We start from the raw sequence: 21,492 nt of genomic DNA, 5'->3' as shown, positions 1-21,492 counted from the left end.
GGTGCCCATCCGGATCTTCGATCCGGCCAAAAGGCTAAGTTTTCGACGGTCGTTCTGACGTCTCAAAAATCTGAAAAAATATTCCTATTTAAATTGCTGGGATATAATGGAGTAGCGGGAAAGACCTGCGGAGTTCGGCGAAACCGCCATATTCGCTGGAAAAGCATAGGTTATCCGCGATCTTGTTGAATCCATCATCAATTGGGCCCCGGATACGGGCCGGGCCACATACCGTCAGGTGAATCAGCGTGCTGATGGTATTTCCAACGGCCTAAGCTTTGAAACTATGACAAAAAATGCAGTTCAAGGAGCCATGTCTGCTCTGACCGTATTTTACGCAAGTCCATGGTGTTCTGGTTGCCGCGGTCGATCACAGATCAAGGCGTCCGCAGGCCGCGGCGCGCCTGAAGCTCCTTCGGAGCTACGGCTACGAGCGCAATTGGTTGGTGGTGAGCCTAGTTGGTCTTCAACTGGCCAACGCGGTTTTCGGCAATCCAGCGAGCCGCAAGCACCAATGCGCCCATGCTGAAATCCTTGCCGTGCTTGGTCACCATTTCTTCCGACAGTTTGGCGAGCCGTTCGAAAAATTCGTCCTTGCTCTCATCCTCGGGGGTGGCTTCGGTTTGCATTATTTCCTCCTGTTGCATGCGCCCTGCCTTTGCTATTTGAACATCTGCGCGGGAAAGGTGACGATCGCGGCGGTGCCGTCGACGGCACCCACCGCCAGATGACGTCCGTCACCGGACCAGGCGAGCGCGGTGACTGCGCTGCCCAACGGCCTGATGAGAACCTCCTCGGGTGATCCGATCTGGGCGATGGTGATACGGCCGTTGGCATAGCCCGCCGCAACCAGCTTCTTCTCCGGATGTGCCGCCACCGCCTCGACCAGGACCAGCCCGGCGCGACCTGTCTTCAACGCGCCCGAGGTTTCGCCGTCAACCGGCGGGGCGACCATCGACCAGCCGGCTATCCGGAAGGCTCCCGAAGCAAACAGCGCATTCGCGGTTGGGCTCCAGCAGACTGTCCGAACCGGCGATGGAAATCCCGCGACAATGCCGGAGTGGCCATCGGCCATGCTGACCAGGGCAACGCCCCCTGTTTCGAGCCCGCAGGCCAGCCATGTGCCGTCGCCGCTCCAGCGGATCGACACCGGGCGCGCTGGAAAACCGACATCGCGTATCAAGACAGCGTTGCCTTCGACCGCACAGATTGACACTCCTTCACCAAGGCCGCAGGCAAGACGACGCCCATCTGGCGAGAAGGCAAGTGCGTCCGTGGACGATGTCGTTGAATGTCTCAGCTTCACTGCATCGCCTTGGCCGCCCGACAGGAAGACGTCATGCCCATTGCTGACCGCTATCGTGTCCGCTCGGGCGCTGTGGTCGATGGCCACGACTGGTCCGTCGATCATGACCAGGGGCTCCATGCATCCACCCCCAGGGGTCAGATGCCACACTTCTCCGCTGGTCGCGCCGACCAGAAAGCCGGAATTCAGATGGGCAGCGAGAGGAACATCGCCATCTCCGAATGCCGCCGTGGCGATCAAAGGCACTGGAGACCTCTCTCTTGGTCGGATCGATGTCTGTCCGAGATCATTGCTTACCCTGATCCGCGATTCCGGCGGCTCCTGGTCCGCGACCGTAGCTATTGCGACCGTTCCGTCGACGCAGGCGAAGGCGACAGTCGAGCCATCGGCGCTGAAGCGCAGATCGGCGACCGCCGAGGGGCGTCGCCAGCTTCGCGCCAGCAGATCGAACAAGGTCAGGTTCTGTATAGCGTGCTGGTTCATAGTTATCCCTTCGTTAGTTTCCATCCGTCGCCGCGAGGCTGCTGTCGACTTCCTTGATGTCGCCTTCCGCGGCGACGATGCGTTCCTCGCACGCCGCACATTCGTGCATGATTGCCGCGCGTCTCTCTTCGGCTTCATGCAAGTCCTGCACCAGTTGCGCGCTGCCGCCGCTCCTGCCGATCTCAAGTTCCAGGCGCAGCACGTCCATCTCGATACCGGCGCGTTTCTGATTGAGCCGCAGCGCCTCGGCAGTGAGCGTGGAGACGTTGGCGACAAGATCGAGCCGGCGGGCGAGCAGCGCGTCACGCCTGGCAGTATGGGATTCTCCTGTCATTTTTCGCTTCCCAGGGGTCCGGGCGGTTTTTCGAAAGCCGACAGCAATTTGGGCAATGTGCCGGCTTGTGACTGAAACTGTTTTTCGGCCGTTTCGATGTGGCTCTTGAGCTGATCCCAGATGTCGACGCGGATCATCGATGTCGTATCGCCGGTGAGGCGCTCGATCTCGTCGACGCGAAACTGGCGTGACAGCGAAACGCCGGAAAACACGAAGTCCCGCAACAGGATCGCATGGTTCTCGATGAACAGATGGATCATCGGATGCGTGTCCGTGGTGACGCCGCCGGCGGCAAGCTCGGCCCGGATGAAGTCCTGGAAGTGGCTCTGGAGGCGATGTTGGCTCTCGCCCATGAAGCGCATGACAAAGACCAGATCCCGGGGCATCAGCCTACAAGATCGCTGGTGACGCCGTCGGCCTGGCTGGACAGTGGCTCGGACGGCGCCCGGCGGCCTTTCTCGTTTGGCATGTCTTTTCTCCGGTGCGAGGCCCGTCCATGGCCCGTCCCCTTCAAATAGTATAAAAGACGAACAATTGAATAGATGATATGTTTTTTCGTGTTTGCTGCACATGCTAACTAAATATATTGCGCCTGCGAATAGACGTTGAATATTACAAGCGTACATTACAATTGTAAAAGAACGTTACAGTTGGTTCGCTGCTCATGGCCCAAAGAGCAGCGATTTTGTTTTGAGCGGGCGGCCATGGAGGCTGTTTTCAAGTTGGCACGGCGCTTGCTTTGTTCATTTCCACAAGAAGCCCATCGCGCTTGACGCGGTGCCAAAAGAACGAAGGAACGGAGGAAGCAGGTCACGTCCGCTTCGATACGCCTATCCGCAAATGCGGTTGCGCCGCGGTGCCTGCCAGACGACTCCAACACCTTTGCCGCGATCCACTTGAATGGCCGGACCATGAGTCGCGCCTGAACGCGCAACCCTTTGTCGTGCCGTTCGCACTCTCACTGGCGGCGCTGTGCGCCGCTTCACGCCGGGGTCAAGGGACCTCTGGCTTAATCCTGGTGGAGGCTTATGACCATGACGTCTCTGACGCTCAACAAGATTACCTCACAACGCGGAATCTCCGTGGGCGAGGCAACCAAGAAGATTGCCGATCTCGGCTGGAATCCTTCCTACGTCCAGGAAGCGATGACGTTTCCGACGGACTACAAGATCAACAAGACGCCGCGCGACCCGATGAAACAGGTTTTGCGGTCGTACTTCCCGATGCAGGAAGAGAAGGATAACCGTGTCTACGGCGCGCTGGACGCGGCATTGCGCGGCGACATGTTCCGCAATGTGGAACCGCGCTGGGTCGAGTGGATGAAACTCTTCCTGGCGATCATTCCCTTCCCGGAAATCTCCGCCGCCCGCTCGATGGCGATGGTCGCCCGCATTGCACCTGGCGAGGAACTTCGAACCGGCTTCACCATGCAGATGATCGACGAGTTCCGCCACTCGACGATCCAGATGAATTTGAAGAAATGGTACATGGAGAACTACATCGATCCGGCGGGCTTTGACATCACCGAGGAAGCCTTCGGAAAATGCTACGCCACCACCATCGGCCGGCAGTTCGCGGAAGGCTTCATCACCGGCGACACCATGACCGCAGCTTGCATGTACCTGACAGTGGTCGCCGAGACCGCCTTCACCAACACGCTGTTTGTCGCCATGCCTTCGGAAGCGGCCCGCAACGGCGATTATGCGCTGCCCACCGTCTTCCTGTCGGTGCAGTCCGACGAGAGCCGGCATATCGGCAATGGCCACTCGCTTCTGATGGCAGCGCTCAAGGAGCCGGAAAATCACCTCTTGCTCGAGCGCGACCTGCGATACGCCTTCTGGCAGAACCACGCGATCGTTGATGCTGCCATCGGCACCTTTATCGAATACGGCACCACCAACCGCGACAAGAACAAGGAGTCTTACGCGGAAATGTGGCACCGCTGGATCTATGAGGACTACTATCGCACCTACATGCTGCCGCTCGAGAAATACGGCATCAAGGTCCATCACGACGACGTCCAGGCGGCCTGGGAACGCATCACCAAGAAGAACTACGTCCACAAGGTCGGACAGTTCTTCGCTGTCGGCTGGCCGGTCAATTTCTGGCGCATCGAGGCCCAGACCGACAAGGACTTCGAGTGGTTCGAGCACAAGTATCCGGGCTGGTACGCCGAGTTCGGCGACTTTTGGAAATGGTACGCCAAGCTCAGCCACAAGGGCGAGAAGGTGCTGCTGTTCAACAGCGACGTCGGCTACGTCTATCCGCACCGCTGCTGGTCCTGTCTCGTTCCCTGCCTGATCCGCGAGGATATGGTGGTCGGTGAGATCGACGGCCAGTTGCATACCTTCGCCCACGAACTCGACAAATGGACCGCGACGGTGGCCTTCGCCGACGAGTATCAGGGCCGTCCGACGCCCGCGATGGGCCGTTTCAGCGGCAAGCGCGAATGGGAGACGCTGTATGACGGCTGGGATCTGGCCGATGCCATCAAGGACCTGAACTTCGTCCGCTCCGACGGCAAGACGCTCGTCCCGCAGCCGCATATGCGCTTCGACGACAAGGAGATGTGGACGCTGGACGACGTGCGCGGCAACACGCTCGGATCTCCGTTGAACGCGCTCCGCGCCATGACCCCGGAAGCACGCGCGCAGCACCTGGCGGACTACGCCAAGGGCTTCACGATCAACCCCTGCAACTGATCAGACCAAGGGGCGGGCTCGTCCCGCCCCTCTTTTTCACTGGAGGTCCGTATGTCGGAAACCCACACGGTCAGGCTCAGCCCGGTCAACGTCGAATTCGACGTCGAGCATGGCGAAACGGTGCTCAACGCCGCTTTCCGCCAGGGCATCGCCCTGCCGCACGGCTGCAAGGAAGGGCAATGCTCGGCCTGCAAGAGCGTGTTGCTCGATGGCGAAGTCGACATGCTCAAATACTCGACCTTCGCGCTGAACGACATGGAGAAGGAGAGCGGCCACGTGCTTTTGTGCCGCTGCATCGCCTACTCCGATCTGGAAGTCGAGCTTCTCAACTACGACGAGGAGATTTTGGCGAAAGCGATCGCCGTGAAGACGTTCAAGGGCCGGATTGCTCTGATTGAGCACCTGACCCACGACATTCGCGGCATCGAGATCGAACTCGGCTCGCCGATAAAGTTCTGGGCGGGGCAATATGTCGACATCACGGTTACCACGGAAAAAGGGGAGACGATTACGCGCTCGTTCTCCATGGCAAATACGCCGGACCAAACCCAAAAACTCTGCTTCATTATCAAAAAATATCCTGAGGGAAAATTCTCCGGAGAACTCGATTCCGGAGGAATCAAGGTTGGAGCCAAAGTCACCGTCGTTGGACCCTACGGAACCTGTTTCCGTCGGGAAGAACGGCAAGGACCCCTAGTCCTGGTGGGCGCCGGCTCGGGCATGTCGCCGATCTGGTCGATCCTCAACGACCATCTGAAGAGCGGCGAGAAACGTCCGGTCTATTTCTTCTACGGTGCCCGGACGCGCAACGACCTGTTTTACCTCGATAGGATCGCCGAGCTGGTCGGCCAGCATTCGGAAGTCACATTCATTCCCGTGCTGTCGCACGCGATTGATGATGCCGAATGGCAAGGCGAGCGCGGCTTCGTACACCAGAGTGTCGACGCCAAGCTCAAGCACCTGGCGGTCGACGGGCAGGGCGATGTCCATGCCTGCGGCCCGCCGCCGATGATCGATGCGCTTCAGCCGGTTCTGTTCATGAACGGGTTCGAGACGGAGCGGATCTTCTTCGACAAGTTCACCACATCGACAGGTGCTACGCCGACCCACTGAGGGGGCCGTCACGCAACTGCAACCACAACTGCAACAAGGGAGTGAAGACTATGCCAGCTATTTCGAGTTCAGTCGGATCCGGAGCCGCCGGCGCGGCGATCTTTGCCGACTCCGACAGCCGGAAGTACCGCTATTTCGACCCGAAGGGCCAGCGCGCCACCCACTACGAAGACATGACGGTCGACGTGCAGCCTGACCCGGAGCGTTACCTGATCCAGGACTGGATCATCTCCTTCGCCGACGGCAAGGGCGCATATGTCAAGCAGAACACCGCTGCGCAGAGCTCCAACTGGCATGCCTTTCGCGCCCCCGATCAGGAGTGGGAACGCACGCACTACCAGCGCCAGTCGAAAATCGAGACGATGGTGCAGAGCGTCATCAACAACGCCCGCAAGTCGGGGGCGCCTAAGACCTTCGACAAGGCCTGGGTCAAGATCCTGCAGACGCAGCTCGGACCCTGGAAGCACGCCGAATTCGGGCTCGGCACCTCGTTGATGCAGGCGCAGCGTTACGGCTACACCCAGATGATCAACAACGCGACGCTGACCAACTCGTCCTACAAGCTGCGGCTTGCCCAGGACATCACGCTCTACCTTGCCGAGATCGGCATGGATTTGCCCGGCTGGGACGACGAACTTGGCAAGAAGGCATGGCTCGAGGACAACAACTGGCAAGGTACCCGCGAAGCGGTCGAAACCATCATGGGTGCGACCGACTATCTCGAACAGTATTTCGCTATCAACATCGTCTTCGAACCGCTGGTTGGGGAAGTATTCCGCTCAGGCTTCCTGATGCAGATCGCTGCCGCCAACCATGATTTCATCACGCCTGCGGTGATCTCGGCAGCCGAGGCCGACTACGAACGCAACCTCGCCAACACGATCGACCTCATGCACATTCTCGTCAACGACGAGAAACACGGCGCGGCGAACAAGAAGCTCTTCCAGGGCTGGGTCAAGAAACACGGCGCGCTCGCCGACAAGGCAGCCACCGCCCTGCAGCCGATCTGGTCGATGCCGCATTCCAAGCCGGTCGCTTTCGCCGATGTCCGCGCCAAATCCGAGGAACGGATTGGGCAGATACTCGGCGAACTTGGCCTCAAGCGCTGACACAGGAGAAACTGTCATGTCAACAGCAGCACGCGACGCATCGCAATCCAACATCTTCAGGTCGATGAAGGACATCACCTTCGAACAGACGATTTCGCATCAGTGCGGCGTCACCATGAACGACTCCGTGGAAGCCAGGGCCATCGCTGAATTCATGGGCCTGAAGCCGAATGTGATCGTCACCTACCAGCCGGCCATGATCCGCATCGATGGCAGCGGCAAGCTGATCTTTAAGATGGACGAGATCAGCGAATATCTCGGCCGCGAGATGACCGCGGAAACCTTCGAAGTCAACAGCTCCACCCACTACGGACGGATGGTTCGCATCGACGACAACACCGTGATCCTGTTCGGCAACATGGACGAGATGTTCGAATACATCGAATAGACGCCCAAAAAATCAGACGCGCCGCCGGGTTGCGGCGCGCCGAACGATCAAACGCCCAGCTGTGGAGGTAGGAATGTTTAGGACACCGGAAGGCAAGGACATTTTCGTGGTCGATGGCCACACCCATTTCTGGGACGGCAGCCCGGAGAACCAGAAGAATATTCACGGCAAGCAGTTCATCGATTGCTTCTATGCCTATCATACTGGGCTCAGCCCCAAGGAACAGCTTTGGGAGAAGAGCAAGTTCGAGAAGTACTCGGCCGAGAATCTCTACAACGATCTGTTCATAGACGGGCCGGATGACATCGCGATTTTCCAGACCACGTCCCTAAGCGATTTCTACAAGAACGGCTTTGGCTGCATCAAGCGCACTTCGGAGATCGCCAAGAAATATCCAGGGCGTTTCATTGTGAATGGGGCGTTCGATCCGCGCGATGGCGAAAAGGCGCTCGAATACATCCATTTCATGAAGGAGACCTACGACATCAAAGGGGTGAAGATGTACACCGCAGAGTGGAATGGCGCGTCGAAAGGCTGGCGGCTGAACGACCCTGAGGCCTACAAATGCTTCGAACTCTGCGACAAGCTCGGCATCAGAAACATCCACGTCCACAAGGGGCCGACGATCATCCCGCTCAACAAGGATGCATTTGACGTGCACGACGTGGATCATGCTGCTACCGATTTCCAAGGCCTCAACTGGATCGTGGAGCATTGCGGCTTGCCGCGCCTCGACGATTTCTGCTGGATCGCGACGCAGGAGACCAATGTCTATGCCGGGCTCGCGGTGGCACTGCCCTTTATTCACTCGCGTCCGCGCTATTTCGGCGAGGTGATCGCCGAGCTGCTGTTCTGGATCGGTCCGGAGAAGATCCTGTTCGGTTCCGACTACGCGATCTGGACGCCGCGCTGGCTGGTCGAAAAGCTCTGGGCCTATCAGATCCCTGAGGACATCGCCGCCGAACGCGGCGTGCAGTTGACCGACGAGATCAAGGAAAAGATCCTCGGCCTCAACGCTGCCCGCCTTTACGACATCGACATCGAAGCCCGGAAGGTGGAATTCGCCAATTCGCCTTCTAGCATCGCTGCGGAGTAGGAACCATGGCAACCGCCAGCGTTTCCGGAAGCCGCGAGAAAGAGCTCTGGCGGCGCCTTGGTGAGGTCAACGATCCGGAGCTCGACGAACCGATCACCGAGATGGGCTTCGTCGAGCACGTCGCAGTCACCGATGACGGCGGCGTGCAGGTTGACTTTCGCCTGCCGACCTACTGGTGCTCGCCCACCTTCGCTTTCCTCATGCTGGACGGCGTCCGAAAGGCGCTCGACCAGCTCTCATGGTCGCCTGCCTATCGCGTCAAACTGCACGACCACATGTTCGCAGAAGAGGTCAATCGCGGCATACAGGCTGGGAAGGCTTTCGGCGAGATCTTTGGCGAGCTTGCTGGCGCTCTCGATCTCGCGGGTCTGAAGGAAACGTTTGCGATAAAGGCGTTCAAGCGGCGCCAGGAGGCAGTCTTACGCGGCCTCCGGCAGCACGGTCTGACAGATCGGGACATCCTCGCCATGGACCTGCCGGCGTACGACGTCGCGCGGTTCGAACCGGGTGAAGCGGCCAAACAGAAGCCGCGGTACAGGGCGGCTCTGCTTGAGCGTTTCCCCGACCGCCAAGCGGATGATCCTGTCTTCGTGACCTGGGAAGGGCAGGGCATACCGGTCGGCGCACTCGGTGCCCATCTCGCCGAACTGCGCGGTGTGCGCGTCAACATGGAGTTCAACGGCGCGCTGTGCCGTGGGCTCAAGCAGACCAGATACAAGGAACTGGATGTGGTCGACGGCGAACTGACGCTGGTCGATTTCATCATGAATCGCGTGCCGGCACGAGCTGCGCCGACCGCCTGAAGCAGAGCCGAAACAACGGCCTCCCTCGCACGAGGCCCCTAACCAACAACCCGCCCGTAAGGCGGAAGGAGGAATCATGCCCAAAATAATGCTTCACAATTCCGAGGCTCGCCGTGCTCTGGCCCGTGGCGTCTTTCGGCTGGCCGCTGCCGTCGAGCCGACGCTCGGCCCCAAAGGCATGAACGCCATGATCGACAGGCCGATCGGCACGCCGATGGTGACCCGCGACGGTGTCAGCATCGCCTCCGAGATCGAACTGCACGACCGTTTCGAAAATATGGGGGCCCAGGTCGTTCGCGAAGTGTCGATGCAAACCAACGAGGTCGCCGGCGACGGCACCACGACTGCCATCGTGCTCGCCAACGCGCTCATCCAGGGCGGTGTAGAGGCGAATGAGCGCGGCGCGAAATCCGTCGATCTGTGCAAGGGCATCGACCTTGCCGTGGCGGCTGTGGTGGCGGCGCTCAAAGCTTCGGCCAAGCCCGCCAAGGGCAACGGCATTCTCGCTTCGGTCGCCAACATTGCGGCGACCGATGCCAAGCTTGGCGCGCTGGTGGCGGAAGCCCATCAGCGGGTAGGGGCCGAAGGCGTCATCACCACCGACTTCAGTGTGACCACCGAAACTACGCTCGATGTGGTCGAGGGCATGTCGTTCGAACGCGGCTACCTCTCGCACCATATGGTGACCGATCAGGAGAAGATGGAGGCGGTTCTCGAACGGCCTTACATCCTGATGACCGACCTTAAGATCAAGGAGCCCGAGGCGCTGGATGTGGTTCGCCGCATTGCCGACGAGGATGGTCGGCCGCTGCTGATCGTGTCCGAGGAAATGTCGCCGGAAGTTGTAGTGACTCTGCTCGGCAAGCAGGGGCCGGGAAAATACCTCGTGGTCCACCCGCCGGAATATGGCCATTGGCGCAAGGCGATGATGGAGGATCTGGCGATCATCACCGGCGGCAAGGTAATCGCGCGCGATCTTGGCGGCCGCCTGGAGGACATCACCGCCGACGATCTCGGACAGGCTGACCGGGTAAAGACCAGTTCGTCCTGCACCTCGATCATTCGCGGTGCTGGCGACCATGCGGCAATCGCATCGCGCCGCGCCCAGGTGCAGCGGCAGTATGAAGCCTCGCAGCCGAACATCGATCAGGACAAGCTGCGCGAACGCCTGGCCAAGCTTTCTGGCGGCACCGCGATCCTTTATGCCGGCGGTGTCACGCCGGTCGAGCAGAAGCGAACCATTCAGCTCATCGAGGATTCGCTGAATGCGGTGCGCGCCGCAACCGAAGAGGGCGTGGTCGCCGGCGGTGGCTCGGCGCTTGCCCAGATCGCGCCGCTGCTCGACAATGTGGCGGCCGGCGTCGACGGGGATGTCGCCGAAGGCGTGCGCCTGGTGCGGTCGGTGCTCTCGCGGCCGCTCTGGCGTATCGCCGCCAATGCCGGCGCCGATCCCGAAGCAGTCGTGGCGGAAGTCACGCGCATCAACGGCGGCTACGGCTATAACGCGTCTGCCGCCAGCTACCAGAACATGTTCGAGGCAGGGATCATCGATCCAGTCCGCGTCACCTACACAGCGCTGGCCAATGCAGCTTCGGTGGCGACGCTGATCCTGACCACTGAAACGCTGATCGGCCATCTGGCCGAGGACGAGGACCCGACGGCCGGACCGGCTCGCGGTGGCGGCTCCGAAAAGCTCGGCCGCGCCTGAAGCAATCCGAACGATCTCGACATTGAAGGATACGACGATGAAAGCTGCCAGACTGTACGAATACGATCCGCATATGAACGTCCAGCTCAGGATCGAGGAGGTCAAGGCGCCGACAATCACCGCCCCCGACGAGGTGATCGTGCGGGTAGGTGCCGCCGGCCTCTGCCGCACCGACCTGCACATCATCGAGGGTGTGTGGAAGCCGACCATGGATCCCGAAGGCACGCTGTTGCCCTACATCATGGGCCACGAGAATGCCGGTTGGGTGGAGGAGGTCGGCAGCGGCGTCCGGTCGGTCAAGCGCGGTGACGCCGTGATCTGTCACCCGTTTCGCTCGTGCGGCATCTGCCTCAACTGCCGGCATGGCGAGGACATGTATTGCGACAATGGTCAGTTCCCCGGCCTTGGCATGAATGGCGGCTTCGCCGAGTTTTTCATCACCAGCGAGCGTTCGCTGATCAAGCTGAACGCCAACGTCACGCCGATTGAGGTGGCGCCGCTGGCCGATGCCGGCATCACCGCCTATCGCGCCGCCAAGCGCGCCGCAAAACTCTTGCGGCCGGGGAGTTACTGCGTACTGCTCGGTATTGGCGGGCTCGGCCATATCGCCCTGCAGTCGCTGCATGCGATTTCAGGCTGCCGCATCATTGCCGTCGATCGCGAGCCAGCCGCGCGCGTGCTTGCGAAGGATCTTGGAGCCGACTTCGTCCTCGATGGCGGGCCGAATGTCGTCGAGGAGGTCAGCCAGATCACCGGTGGCGGCGCCCATGTGGTCATCGATTTCGTAGGCGAGCTCGGGGTTGAGAACATCTGCTGGAAGATGGTGCGCAAGGGCGGGCAACTGTTCGTCGTCGGCTATGGCGGCGCCGTCAACGTGCCGACCGCGCATCTCGTCATCGAGGAGATCAACATCGGTGGCAGCCTGGTCGGCAATTTCACCGAACTTGTCGAACTGATGGAGTTGAACGCCGATGGCAAGGTGAAGATGCATTACACCGAATACAACCTCGCAAGCATCAACACCGCGCTCGACGATTTCAAGAATCGCCGGTTCACCGGCCGAGGCGTCATCGTTCCCTGAAGCATCTAGGTCGGGCCTGCACGGAGCAGGCCCTGCGTTTTGGTCCGCGTATCGGGACGTCAGCGAAGCGTAGTCCTGAAAACGAGTTCTTTGCTTCGCGGTGTGGAAAAATGGGAGGACAAATATGGATCTTATTACAGGACTGGCCGTCGTCATCGGCATTATGGGCGGCATTGCAACGTGGGCAGCGATCACGATCGGCAACCCCTATCTGCTGATCTGGGCGGTATTTGTGGGCTGGGGGAGTTTCTATCACTGTGGCGGCAAGGAAGCCGGGTTCAAGAATTCGGCGCTTGCAAACCTTTGGGGAGCGATCTGCGCCGCCGGCGCATTGATAGCACTGACGTCTATTGGTGTTACGGCTCTCACGGCCGGCATTTGCGTCGGCGTTTCAATCGTAGTGCTGATTCTCGCTGCCAAGCTGCCATTGCTGAGTGCCATTCCATCAGCGGTCTATGGCTATGCAACGACCGCGGCACTTTTTCTGCTTGGCGCTGCCGCCTATGGCGAGGGTCCAAGCGGCATCAGCAAGGTCGCGGCAGCTGTGGTGATTTCGCTGATCGTTGGCAACAGTCTCGGCTACGTTTCCGAGAAAGTGACATCTGCTGTCGTGAAGAGCTGATCTAACCCCCCGCTACCGCTTCAGTGATTGACTTTCCCAACCCCGCGGCGCGAATGCCGCGGGCTTTTTTCGTGCCGGTGGCTCTGACACTAGATGAAACCGCGCCGGATGCCGTATTGGTCGAGCTTGCGGTAGAGCGTTGGCCGGGAGATGCCGAGCCGTAGCGCGACACGGCTGAGGTTGCCGCCTTCCGCCGCCAAGGCGTTCTTCATTGCCTGGCGTTTGGCCTCGACGAGCGTGCCTCCTAATTCATGCGCGGATGCACTGCTGTCCGACCCGGCTTCCGATCCAGAGCCGGACGCGGTGATCTCCTCAGGAAGGTCGCGGAGCCTGACATCGCGGCCGCGCGTCAGGACATGCAGCCGCCCGATGAGGTTCTTCAGTTCGCGTACATTGCCCGGCCAACCATAGGCGAGCAGGGCATCGAGTGCTTCGCGCGAGAATTCCAGCGGGTCCTCGCCCGCTGCGGTGGTGATCTGCCGGTTGAAATGTTCAATCAGCAGCAGCACATCTTCGCCGCGCTCGCGCAGCGGTGGAATAGTTATCGAGACTGCGCCAATTCGATAGTAGAGATCGCGGCGGAAGCGGCCTGCGGCAATTTCCTGCTTGAGATCGCGATTGGTCGAGGCGACCAGGCGCACATCCACCGGGCGACCCCGGCTGTCGCCAATGCGATGGACCACGCGCTCTTCCAGGACACGCAGCAGAAATGGCTGGATTTCGAGTGGCAGCTCGCCGATCTCGTCAAGACTGAGGACTCCGCCATTGGCGAGCTCGAAAACACCCGGCTTGCCTTCACGCGAGGCGCCGGTAAAGGCGCCGGCAACATGGCCGAACAATTCGCTTCCAAACAGGTCCCTGGTGATCGCCCCGCAATTCATCGCGATGAACGGATCGTTCGCCGTGCGCCGGCTGCCGGCATGGACAAGCCGCGCAAACAACTCCTTCCCGACCCCTGTTTCACCTTCGACCAACAGCGATGTTACGCTGCCCGACCGAGCGACGCGGCAGGCGACGTCGATGGCAGCCTGCAGCGCTTCGCTTTCGCCGACGATCATGGCGACAGCATCCTGAAGATGCTTGTTCACTTCCCGGTGGACCACTGCCGCGCTGGAGACCGCCGGCACGGAGGGGAACACCAGTGCCGCGCCGCGGAGGTCGCCGTCGAGCTTGAGCGGCGTAATGTGGCAGGATCTCAGATGGGCCGGCAGCGCCCTGATAAGGTCGGCGTCGGAGCCGGAGGACGGAAGGTTCATCAGCCAGCGGCCACGGCCTGGCTCCATCGGGCCATCCATCATCTCGGTGGTTTCGCCGTCAGGCACGTTGTTGCAGAAGATGGCGCGGCCGCGATGGTCGACGATTACCAGCCCGTCTTTTCGGCGGTAGCTGGGAGCCGACGAAATGAAGGCTTCGAGCAGGCGCGTGCGCTGTTCCTGCTGCTGTTCGGCTAATGCCTTTTCGATCTGCCGGGCTGTGGCGGCAACGAGTGCCGTGTTGTGCGGCCGGAAGATTGGCGAATAGCCTGACAAATCAACGACACCGATGATCTTGCCGTCCAGCGGATCGCGGATCGGCGCTCCGGCGCAGGTCCAGGACTTGATGCCGGCGCAGAAGTGCTCGGCCGCATGGACGAAGGTCGGCTCACCCGTCCACAGTGCCGTACCGATGCCGTTGGTTCCGACTGCATCCTCGTTCCATTTGCCGCCGATGGCGAGATGGATATCCATGCCGTCATGCAACGTCTTCTTGTCGCCGATGGCGTCGATCAGCACGCCGTCGCTGTCGGCCAGAACCAGCATCGCGCCTGTCCCGTCCAGCAACTGGCCAAGCGAGGCGAACGATCGCCGCGCCGCCGAAAGCAGTTCTGCATTGGCCCGGGTCAGATATTCGATCTCGTCGCGATCACTGCTCAGCGGCGCTTCAATCCCTTGAGCGTTGATGCCGCCGGTGGCGCTGCGATGCCATGACTCGTGAATGAGGGAGCGGACGTGGCTGGGGTGAACTGGATCGCGGGCACATTTGGGGTCTTCGGCCAGAAAACTTTCCCAGGCGCGCATGGTGGCACGCTCGTCATAGTCGATGCTCAGAGCCATCTGGCCGGTGGCCAGCGACGTACGCGCCGGAAGGGCATCGATCTTCATATGATTGGGGCCTATCTCGCGTTTCATTCAGTCATCGCAGAACCTTTGAGGCATGCTATCGCTGTATGTTGTCATGTTCGAAATGCTATCGCGGATTGGACGCCCACCCGTCCCAAAGTCTGCCGTCAGTTGATGCCGAGTTTCGCGCCGATGTCGGCGGCAAGCTGTTCTTCGGTATAGGTGGAGGCGAGGCGGGACCCGTCCAGGTCCGCAAGCGCTTCGGCGATGATTTCGTCGACCGGCGAGAAGAAGCCATTCTGCTTTGTCGCCAGGACAAAGGTCTGGTCGCCGCCCCGGTTGCGGATATCGCCGATGTGATGAAGTTGGCGGCCCGTGTTCTGATCCTTCGAGATCACGCGACCGTTCATGGTGACATGGATGGACGGTTTGGCTTCGGCGACATGCGCGGCACTGCCGCCAACATGGATGATCAGACCTTCCGCCTTCGGTTGCTGGCGTGGCTTCCTCGATGCCGAGTAGCCGCCGCCGCTGATCTGGTCGGCAAGGCGAACGATAGTCGAGCGGTTCTGCTCGATCAGCCTTTTGACTTGCACGTCCTCGCGCCGCGGGCCATCCCGCTTGGAGATAATCTCGACCATGAATCCTCCCAGATTCGCTCGGCGTTGCCGTTCGTAGGGCTCATCTTGTGTTGAGGTGAACTCTACACCGCCTCTGTGAAGTTCGCCATTCATATCACATAGCGCCAAAATTCGGGTCGCTGGTAGCAGGCGGCTGCTACATGGGGTTCCGGTACTCGGTCGTTTTGAGTAAATGCCAGCGGGGCATGCCGCCTGATTCGTGAATTCCGAGGGTTCGCAATCGAGTGGTTGCGGGCATGGCGGTACTTTTTGCCTGATGCGAAAATGGATCTGTGAGGGTCTGCGAAGAAAAAATCGTCCGGCCCTGTCGATAGTCAGCGAAAGCACGGAATTCGCGAACAGGCGAAATTCGTCAACGAAACCAGAAGCACAGATTTTTGACGATATGTTCAACGGCATCTGTGTTGAATGAAAATAAAATTGCCTCTCAAAATCAGTCGGTTTTCTTGGGCCGAAACAATCGAGTGGGAGTAGGGCAAACGGCGGCGATAGCGCAGATTCGGCGCCCAGTTGGTCTCCGTTCGATGTTGGCTGCTCTTACGGCTCTCATCTTCCTTCCAGCGACTAGAAAGCCCGGTCGGAGCCGGGTGTAAAGAGGCATTACCGTCGTGGGGGAGCTACGGCGTACTCTGGCGTGCAAATCGGCTGATTTGGTCTGCGCCAAAGCCGCTTGGCGAGTCCTGCTTGAGGTCTCGACATGACCCGCTCCGGGCCTTTGTGTCGATGCGTCGGAGGGGCTGCAATGAAGTGGATAGCGGACTTGCAGGCAGGTAACCGCGAGGTCCCTGGTACCCGTGAAGGATGCATAATGCAGTCAGGCTGCTTGCCGTCCCTTTTGCGGTCGCCGCCTGAGGCGGAAGACGCCTTCTGGCGCACCACCAACCTCCAACGGGGTTGATCCGGACCTGGTGCCGCGACATGTTTGGTGTGAGATCGGAGCGGCGTTTGCTTCAAAAAGCCGCCGCCTTTGTTCTCGACGTCGTGGGCCAGGAGGAGGTTCATGAGTGCTCTAGCCCAGTGCCGAGCGTTGCTAGCCGCGTTTCTCGCGAGTGTCGCCGCCTTCGTTTCGACATCGGCGCCCGCCCAGGACCGCGCAGCCGAGCGTGCGGCCATGATCGAGACGATAAAGGGACACGCCCGCTCCGCGGCATACCGTATCGATCCGGCGGTGCTCAAGACAATGGGCACCGTGCCGCGCGACCGTTTCGTACCCGAGGCGCAGCGCGGCGCGGCCTATCATGACCGGCCCCTGCCGATCGGGCACGGTCAGACGATCTCGCAGCCCTTTATCGTCGCGCTTATGACCGACCTGATCAATGTCCGGCCTGGCGACACCGTCCTCGAGATCGGCACCGGCTCGGGCTATCAGGCAGCCGTCCTGTCGCCCCTCGCCGCCAAGGTTTACTCGATCGAAATTATCCCGGAACTGGGCAAGAGGGCAGCGGCACGACTTGCGGTGCCCCGCTTCGACAACGTTCAGGTGAAGTTGGACGACGGCTATTACGGCTGGCCTGAGCACGCGCCCTTCGACGGCATCGTCGTGACCGCGGCTGCCAGCCATATCCCGCCGCCGCTTGTCGAGCAGCTCGCTGAAGGAGGTCGGATGGTCATCCCCGTGGGAGGCCCCTTTGCAACCCAGTTTCTCATGCTCGTCGAGAAGCGACTAGGCGGAGGCATCACGACCCGGCAGCTGCTGCCGGTGAGCTTCGTTCCGCTGCGGGGAGGTCCCTCCCGGTGAGAGCGGGCCGCATGCTACCAGTCGGTCTCATTTCGGCAGCGGTTCTCGGTTACGAATTGCTGCTGATGCGATTGTTTTCGATCGTTCAATGGCACCATTTTGCCTACATGATCATCAGCATCGCGCTCTTGGGCTTCGGCGCGAGCGGTACGTTCATTGCGCTCGCCCAGCGCTGGCTAGTGGAGCGGTACCCGGCTGCTTTCGCGGCGTCGGCAGCGCTATTCGGCATGACCGCGGTAGCCAGCTTCGCCATCGCCGAACGTCTGCCGTTCAACGCGCTCGAGATCATCTGGGATCCGCGGCAGCTCGGTTGGCTCGCGGCCAGCTATGCGCTTCTGATCCTGCCGTTCTTCTTTGGCGCGACCTGCGTCGGCCTTGCTTTCTGCCGCCATCCCGGACAGATCGGACGCGTCTACGCCTTCGACCTGGCCGGCGCAGGGATCGGTGCGCTGGGTATCGTCGGGCTCCTCTTCCTGGTCTTCCCATCTACGGCGCTGCGTTTCGTTGCAGCACTGGCATTCGCGGCGGCTGCCCTTGCCGCGTTCGGCATGGTCCGCCATCGGTGGCTCGCAGCGGGCGGCCTTGGATTGGCAGCGGCGTTCGTTGCAGTATCGCTGCCGCCGTCCTGGGTGGCCCCCGAGCCGCATATGTCGCAGTATAAGGGCCTCCGCATGGCCCTGGAGGTTCCGAACGCGCGGGTGATCGAGGAGCGGTCGAGCCCGCTCGGGTTGCTGACGGTTGTCGAGAGTCCGACCGTCCCCTTCCGTTACGCGCCTGGCCTCAGCCTAGCCAACACCCAAGAGCCGCCTGCGCAACTCGCCGTCTTCACCGATGGCGACAGTATTGCGGCGATTACCGCCTATGGAGGCGATCCGGCGAAGGTCGCCTATCTCGACCGGACAACGGCGGCGCTGCCGTACCGCATCCTCGAGCGGCCGCGGGTACTAATCCTCGGCGCCGGGGGCGGCGAGCAGGTGCTGCTGGCGCTGCGCGCCGGGGCCGATACGGTGGATGCGGTAGAGGTCAACCCGCAAATGATTGACTTGGCTCGGAATCGCTTCGCCGACTTCGCTGGCGGTATCTTCAGCCGACCGAACCTGCGCTTGCATTTGGCCGAGGCGCGCGCCTTCGCTGCGACTGCCGGCGAGCGCTACGACCTGATCCAGATGCCGCTCCTTGACTCCTTCAGCGCGGCCGCGGCCGGCGTGCAGAGCTTGCATGAAAACTACACCTATACCGTGGAGGCAATGCGGGATTACCTGGCGATTCTCAGACCAGATGGTGTCGTCGCTATCACACGATGGCTGCGAGTGCCGCCGCGTGACAGCCTTAAGCTGTTCGCCACCGCCATAGCAGCGCTCGAGGCGGAAGGCGTGGCCGAGCCGGGCCGGCACCTGGCGCTGATCCGGAGCTGGAATACCGCTACTTTGCTCGTCGCCAAGTCGCCCTTCAAAGGCGAAGACATTGCGGCCATTCGCAGCTTCGCGGCCGAGAACTTCTTCGACATCTCTTGGGTGCCAGGCATCTCCGCGAGCGATGTGAACCACTTCAACCAGCTCGATCAGGAATATCTCTACGAGGGAGCCCTCGCCCTCCTCGGCCCTGAGTGCGCCGACTTCATCGAGCGCTACAAGTTCGCCATCGCACCGGCCACCGACAATCGGCCCTATTTCTTCGACTTCTTCCGCTGGCGCGCCCTGCCCGAACTCCTAGCCCTGCGCACCCAGGGCGGGGCAGCGATGCTCGACTGGAGCTACCTGATCCTCGTGACGACTCTGGTCCAGGCTGCCATCCTCAGCGCCGTCCTGATCCTCCTGCCGCTATGGATTCGCAGACACGCGCTCGGGAAAGCTTTGCACCGGCTGCGTTTCGGGCTCTACTTCCTTGCCTTGGGGCTAGCCTTCCTCTTCATCGAAATCGCCTTCATCCAGCGCTTTGTGCTGTTCCTCGGTCATCCGTTCTACGCTGTCGCTGTCGTGCTTGCGGGCTTCCTCGCCTTCGCCGGTCTCGGTAGCGCCGTTGCCGCACGCTGGGCAGCGGCTGTCGGGCGCGGATCGGCGGTGCGCGGCATCGCCCTCGCTGTCGGGGTTATCGCGGTCCTGGCTGCCACCTACCTTCTCGCGCTACCCTCAGTATTCGAAAGGCTGCTGGCGTTCCCGGACGCCGCGAAGATCGCGATCGCGCTCCTTCTCATAGCGCCGCTCGCTCTTTTTATGGGCATGCCGTTTCCCCTCGGCCTCGGGCATGTCGGCGCGCGTTCGGAAACATTCATTCCCTGGGCGTGGGGAATCAACGGCTGTGCGTCCGTGCTGAGCGCGATTCTCGCCACGCTGCTTGCAATGCATATCGGGTTCTCCGGCGTCGTGATGATCGCCATGGTCCTTTATCTTGTCGCCCCAGCTTTGCTTGCAAATCGGTTCCGAACCACGATCCCTTTCCGGTCGTGATTCACGCCTAACCGGGGCGCCATCGACGATTTCCGCACTTGACCCTGAATTGGTTGCCGAGGTGCTCGCCCTCGTCCCGACGGCATAACGCTTGGTCACTCAATGCAATGCGTTTCGCCAGCCGCGCCGTCGTTCATGAAGGCCGCATCAACGAGATCGGCCCGCCCGGCAAGGTCTTCGCCAGCTCTAACACACCGAGCGCCGCCCACTTTCTCGGCGTCAATTAATCCGGTTCACTCAAGCAGGGCAGGGCTTGACCCAACCCAGTTGTTGCTCGATTTCGACCTCAATATCGCAACAGGTGGCGGAAGCGGATCTTGACCGGGCTGGATGCGTGTCGTCTATTTGGCCCGCTCGATACGCTGAGCCTGGCGCTACCTTCCCGGCAGGCTCAAAACAAGGGTGGGGCCTATTCGGAGCTCGCCACGGGTGCGACCAGCGGCGTGATGCGGCGGATCGCGACGCGCCGGTTCTCGCGTTCGGGCTCCTGGGTTTCAACCTTCAGGTACTGTTCGCCATAGCCCTGCGTCTCCATGTTCTCGGGCGCTATGTCGAAGACGTTGGTCAGCGCGGTCGCCACCGCCTCGGCCCGCTGGTCCGACAGCGCCAGGTTCGCCACCTCCGCCCCGACCGCGTCGGTGTGACCCTCAATCAGGAAGGTCTCGCCCGGGTTCTCCTTGAGCAGGCGCTGCATGGCCTCGGCGACGCCTTCGAGCTTGCCGATCTCGCTCTCCGGGATCTGGGCCGAGCCGAACTCGAAATTGATGATATCGAGATCGATGCGCCTGACCTTGTCGCGGATGCGCGCCGAACGCCGGACCTCGTCAAGCGAGTAGGTGCGCTCCACCTGCTCGACCGGCGGCTGGTCGAGGAATGTATAGTAGTCTTCGGGATCCTCAACCCATTCCGCGTCCAGTATGTAGTCGCGAACCGGAATGTCGAGGTCGAGGGGCGGCAGGTCGAGGCCGGGATCGCGCCATTCCAGCACCTCGTCGTAATAGTCGTCTTCGACATAGACGAGGACGATCTCGCGATCGTCGGGCAGGATCTTCACACGGCGGACGACATCTCCCCAGCGGTTGCGGATCGTGACGATCCGCGTCCCGTCGGGACGGACCACAACCTCGCGCTGCCGGCTGCGCGGCAGTTCCTCGTAGTAGACCTCGCGCGCGTCGATGATGAAGCGCTCCTCGCGAGGCCGCTCGATGAAATAGGTGTTGTCGGTTCGGAAGATGAAGCGGTTGTTGACCTCGCGCACGAGTTCCGCGCCCTGCGGAACCTCGGGACGCTCCCTGCGCGGGCGTTCGATGCGGCGGCCTTCCTCGGAGATGATGGAGCCGATTTGCACTGGATCTCTCGAGGCTCGCGCCTGCGCCGCGGCGTCGCTTTCGGGCAGCCGCTCGGCCCTGGCCCGAGCGGGCTGATCCGGCTCGGCGCCGCCCGGCTTGCGCCTCACCGGCTTTTCCTTGGCGCTGTCGAAGAGCCTGGCGGCGTTTTCGGGACGACGCATCGCCGCTTCGCGCTCCTTGCGCCGCTTCTGGCGTTCCTCGGTGATCGCCGGCTCGGGTTCGGCGGCACGCTGTCTGGCGGCCTCGCGCTCCTTGCGCCGCTTCTGGCCTTCCTCGGTGATCGCCGGCTCGGGTTCGGCGGCAGGCCGTCTGGCGGCCTCGCGCTCCTTGCGCCGCTTCTGGCGTTCCTCGGTGATCGCGGGCTCAGGTTCGGCGGCACGCCGTTTGACGGCTTCGCGCTCCTTGCGCCGCTTCTGGCGTTCCTCGGTGATCGCGGGCTCAGGTTCGGCGGCACGCCGTTTGATGGCTTCGCG

Annotated in this window: 18 protein-coding genes; 11 read left to right on the top strand and 7 right to left on the bottom strand. The window is 61.2% G+C overall.

The genetic code is table 11. The annotated features are described in order from the left end of the window. Nucleotides 1-455 precede the first annotated feature (455 nt). The 4 genes from CIT31_RS34355 to CIT31_RS21895 are packed head-to-tail and all read right to left on the bottom strand — an operon-like array spanning nucleotide 456 to nucleotide 2,509. Entirely contained in the window at nucleotides 456-629 is a 174-nt protein-coding gene (locus CIT31_RS34355; protein ID WP_164759793.1) for a hypothetical protein, read from the bottom strand. A 32-nt stretch (nucleotides 630-661) separates the two neighbouring features. Next, nucleotides 662-1,789 carry a WD40 repeat domain-containing protein gene (locus tag CIT31_RS21905; protein ID WP_095520360.1) on the bottom strand — a complete coding sequence of 376 codons (1,128 nt, stop codon included), beginning with the start codon at nucleotides 1,787-1,789 and terminating at the stop codon, nucleotides 662-664. Nucleotides 1,790-1,802: 13 nt separating this feature from the next. Further along, a complete protein-coding gene (locus CIT31_RS34350; RefSeq protein ID WP_095520359.1) occupies nucleotides 1,803-2,123 on the bottom strand; it encodes a hypothetical protein in 321 nt (106 codons plus the stop codon). Beyond that, nucleotides 2,120-2,509 carry a hypothetical protein gene (locus CIT31_RS21895; RefSeq protein ID WP_095520358.1) on the bottom strand — a complete coding sequence of 130 codons (390 nt, stop codon included), beginning with the start codon at nucleotides 2,507-2,509 and terminating at the stop codon, nucleotides 2,120-2,122. Before CIT31_RS21895 ends, CIT31_RS34350 begins: the two co-directional genes overlap by 4 nt. Nucleotides 2,510-3,151: 642 nt before the next feature. Here CIT31_RS21895 and CIT31_RS21890 point away from each other — a divergent pair. From CIT31_RS21890 to CIT31_RS21850, 9 genes are all read left to right on the top strand, one after another. Further along, nucleotides 3,152-4,825, top strand: a complete 1,674-nt coding sequence (locus CIT31_RS21890) for an aromatic/alkene/methane monooxygenase hydroxylase/oxygenase subunit alpha (protein WP_206073398.1) — start codon at nucleotides 3,152-3,154, stop codon at nucleotides 4,823-4,825. Between the two features lie 51 nt (nucleotides 4,826-4,876). Further along, nucleotides 4,877-5,938 (top strand): NADH:ubiquinone reductase (Na(+)-transporting) subunit F, encoded by a 1,062-nt coding sequence (locus CIT31_RS21885; protein WP_065011874.1) that lies wholly within the window; start codon nucleotides 4,877-4,879, stop codon nucleotides 5,936-5,938. Between the two features lie 50 nt (nucleotides 5,939-5,988). After that, nucleotides 5,989-7,047, top strand: a complete 1,059-nt coding sequence (locus tag CIT31_RS21880) for an aromatic/alkene monooxygenase hydroxylase subunit beta (protein WP_095520357.1) — start codon at nucleotides 5,989-5,991, stop codon at nucleotides 7,045-7,047. Nucleotides 7,048-7,063: 16 nt separating this feature from the next. After that, entirely contained in the window at nucleotides 7,064-7,435 is a 372-nt protein-coding gene (locus tag CIT31_RS21875) for an MmoB/DmpM family protein (RefSeq protein WP_095520356.1), read from the top strand. Between the two features lie 73 nt (nucleotides 7,436-7,508). Continuing rightward, entirely contained in the window at nucleotides 7,509-8,531 is a 1,023-nt protein-coding gene (locus CIT31_RS21870) for an amidohydrolase family protein (RefSeq protein ID WP_095520355.1), read from the top strand. A gap of 5 nt (nucleotides 8,532-8,536) precedes the next feature. Further along, nucleotides 8,537-9,334, top strand: a complete 798-nt coding sequence (locus CIT31_RS21865; RefSeq protein ID WP_095520354.1) for an iron-sulfur cluster assembly protein — start codon at nucleotides 8,537-8,539, stop codon at nucleotides 9,332-9,334. A gap of 76 nt (nucleotides 9,335-9,410) precedes the next feature. Beyond that, nucleotides 9,411-11,042 (top strand): molecular chaperone GroEL, encoded by a 1,632-nt coding sequence (groEL, locus tag CIT31_RS21860; protein WP_095520353.1) that lies wholly within the window; start codon nucleotides 9,411-9,413, stop codon nucleotides 11,040-11,042. A gap of 37 nt (nucleotides 11,043-11,079) precedes the next feature. Beyond that, nucleotides 11,080-12,123 (top strand): NAD(P)-dependent alcohol dehydrogenase, encoded by a 1,044-nt coding sequence (locus tag CIT31_RS21855; RefSeq protein WP_095520352.1) that lies wholly within the window; start codon nucleotides 11,080-11,082, stop codon nucleotides 12,121-12,123. Nucleotides 12,124-12,247: 124 nt separating this feature from the next. Next, nucleotides 12,248-12,745, top strand: coding sequence for a DUF1097 domain-containing protein (locus tag CIT31_RS21850; RefSeq protein ID WP_095520351.1), 498 nt, complete (start codon nucleotides 12,248-12,250; stop codon nucleotides 12,743-12,745). Between the two features lie 89 nt (nucleotides 12,746-12,834). Here CIT31_RS21850 and CIT31_RS21845 read toward each other — a convergent pair whose 3' ends face one another. Continuing rightward, the gene (locus CIT31_RS21845; RefSeq protein ID WP_095520350.1) at nucleotides 12,835-14,913 is read right to left on the bottom strand and encodes a sigma-54-dependent Fis family transcriptional regulator; all 2,079 of its coding nucleotides are present in this window, start codon (nucleotides 14,911-14,913) and stop codon (nucleotides 12,835-12,837) included. Between the two features lie 98 nt (nucleotides 14,914-15,011). Next, nucleotides 15,012-15,485 (bottom strand): hypothetical protein, encoded by a 474-nt coding sequence (locus CIT31_RS21840; protein ID WP_065011883.1) that lies wholly within the window; start codon nucleotides 15,483-15,485, stop codon nucleotides 15,012-15,014. Between the two features lie 1,000 nt (nucleotides 15,486-16,485). Between CIT31_RS21840 and CIT31_RS21835 the strand changes: the two genes are divergently transcribed. After that, entirely contained in the window at nucleotides 16,486-17,223 is a 738-nt protein-coding gene (locus CIT31_RS21835; protein ID WP_095520349.1) for a protein-L-isoaspartate(D-aspartate) O-methyltransferase, read from the top strand. 107 nt (nucleotides 17,224-17,330) lie between these two features. Further along, nucleotides 17,331-19,670 carry a polyamine aminopropyltransferase gene (locus tag CIT31_RS21830; RefSeq protein ID WP_245316427.1) on the top strand — a complete coding sequence of 780 codons (2,340 nt, stop codon included), beginning with the start codon at nucleotides 17,331-17,333 and terminating at the stop codon, nucleotides 19,668-19,670. 409 nt (nucleotides 19,671-20,079) lie between these two features. On the opposite strand, the gene CIT31_RS21825 is transcribed toward CIT31_RS21830, so the two are convergent. Then, nucleotides 20,080-21,492, bottom strand: a 1,413-nt coding sequence (locus CIT31_RS21825) for an OmpA family protein (protein WP_245316426.1), incomplete at its 5' end; no start/stop codon positions are given.

The sequence above is a fragment of the Mesorhizobium wenxiniae genome (assembly GCF_002284535.1).
Classification (GTDB): domain Bacteria; phylum Pseudomonadota; class Alphaproteobacteria; order Rhizobiales; family Rhizobiaceae; genus Mesorhizobium; species Mesorhizobium wenxiniae.
The sequence above is the reverse complement of the archived record's forward strand: the minus strand, read 5'-3'. Positions and strand labels throughout refer to the sequence as shown.

Excerpts from the sequence above, each read along its gene's own strand:
- CIT31_RS34355 (WP_164759793.1), bottom strand. The coding sequence starts at position 629 with ATGCAAACCGAAGCCACCCCCGAGGATGAGAGCAAGGACGAATTTTTC.
- CIT31_RS21905 (WP_095520360.1), bottom strand. The coding sequence starts at position 1,789 with ATGAACCAGCACGCTATACAGAACCTGACCTTGTTCGATCTGCTGGCG.
- CIT31_RS34350 (WP_095520359.1), bottom strand. The coding sequence starts at position 2,123 with ATGACAGGAGAATCCCATACTGCCAGGCGTGACGCGCTGCTCGCCCGC.
- CIT31_RS21895 (WP_095520358.1), bottom strand. The coding sequence starts at position 2,509 with ATGCCCCGGGATCTGGTCTTTGTCATGCGCTTCATGGGCGAGAGCCAA.
- CIT31_RS21890 (WP_206073398.1), top strand. The coding sequence starts at position 3,152 with ATGACCATGACGTCTCTGACGCTCAACAAGATTACCTCACAACGCGGA.
- CIT31_RS21885 (WP_065011874.1), top strand. The coding sequence starts at position 4,877 with ATGTCGGAAACCCACACGGTCAGGCTCAGCCCGGTCAACGTCGAATTC.
- CIT31_RS21880 (WP_095520357.1), top strand. The coding sequence starts at position 5,989 with ATGCCAGCTATTTCGAGTTCAGTCGGATCCGGAGCCGCCGGCGCGGCG.
- CIT31_RS21875 (WP_095520356.1), top strand. The coding sequence starts at position 7,064 with ATGTCAACAGCAGCACGCGACGCATCGCAATCCAACATCTTCAGGTCG.
- CIT31_RS21870 (WP_095520355.1), top strand. The coding sequence starts at position 7,509 with ATGTTTAGGACACCGGAAGGCAAGGACATTTTCGTGGTCGATGGCCAC.
- CIT31_RS21865 (WP_095520354.1), top strand. The coding sequence starts at position 8,537 with ATGGCAACCGCCAGCGTTTCCGGAAGCCGCGAGAAAGAGCTCTGGCGG.
- groEL (WP_095520353.1), top strand. The coding sequence starts at position 9,411 with ATGCCCAAAATAATGCTTCACAATTCCGAGGCTCGCCGTGCTCTGGCC.
- CIT31_RS21855 (WP_095520352.1), top strand. The coding sequence starts at position 11,080 with ATGAAAGCTGCCAGACTGTACGAATACGATCCGCATATGAACGTCCAG.
- CIT31_RS21850 (WP_095520351.1), top strand. The coding sequence starts at position 12,248 with ATGGATCTTATTACAGGACTGGCCGTCGTCATCGGCATTATGGGCGGC.
- CIT31_RS21845 (WP_095520350.1), bottom strand. The coding sequence starts at position 14,913 with ATGAAACGCGAGATAGGCCCCAATCATATGAAGATCGATGCCCTTCCG.
- CIT31_RS21840 (WP_065011883.1), bottom strand. The coding sequence starts at position 15,485 with ATGGTCGAGATTATCTCCAAGCGGGATGGCCCGCGGCGCGAGGACGTG.
- CIT31_RS21835 (WP_095520349.1), top strand. The coding sequence starts at position 16,486 with ATGAGTGCTCTAGCCCAGTGCCGAGCGTTGCTAGCCGCGTTTCTCGCG.
- CIT31_RS21830 (WP_245316427.1), top strand. The coding sequence starts at position 17,331 with ATGATCATCAGCATCGCGCTCTTGGGCTTCGGCGCGAGCGGTACGTTC.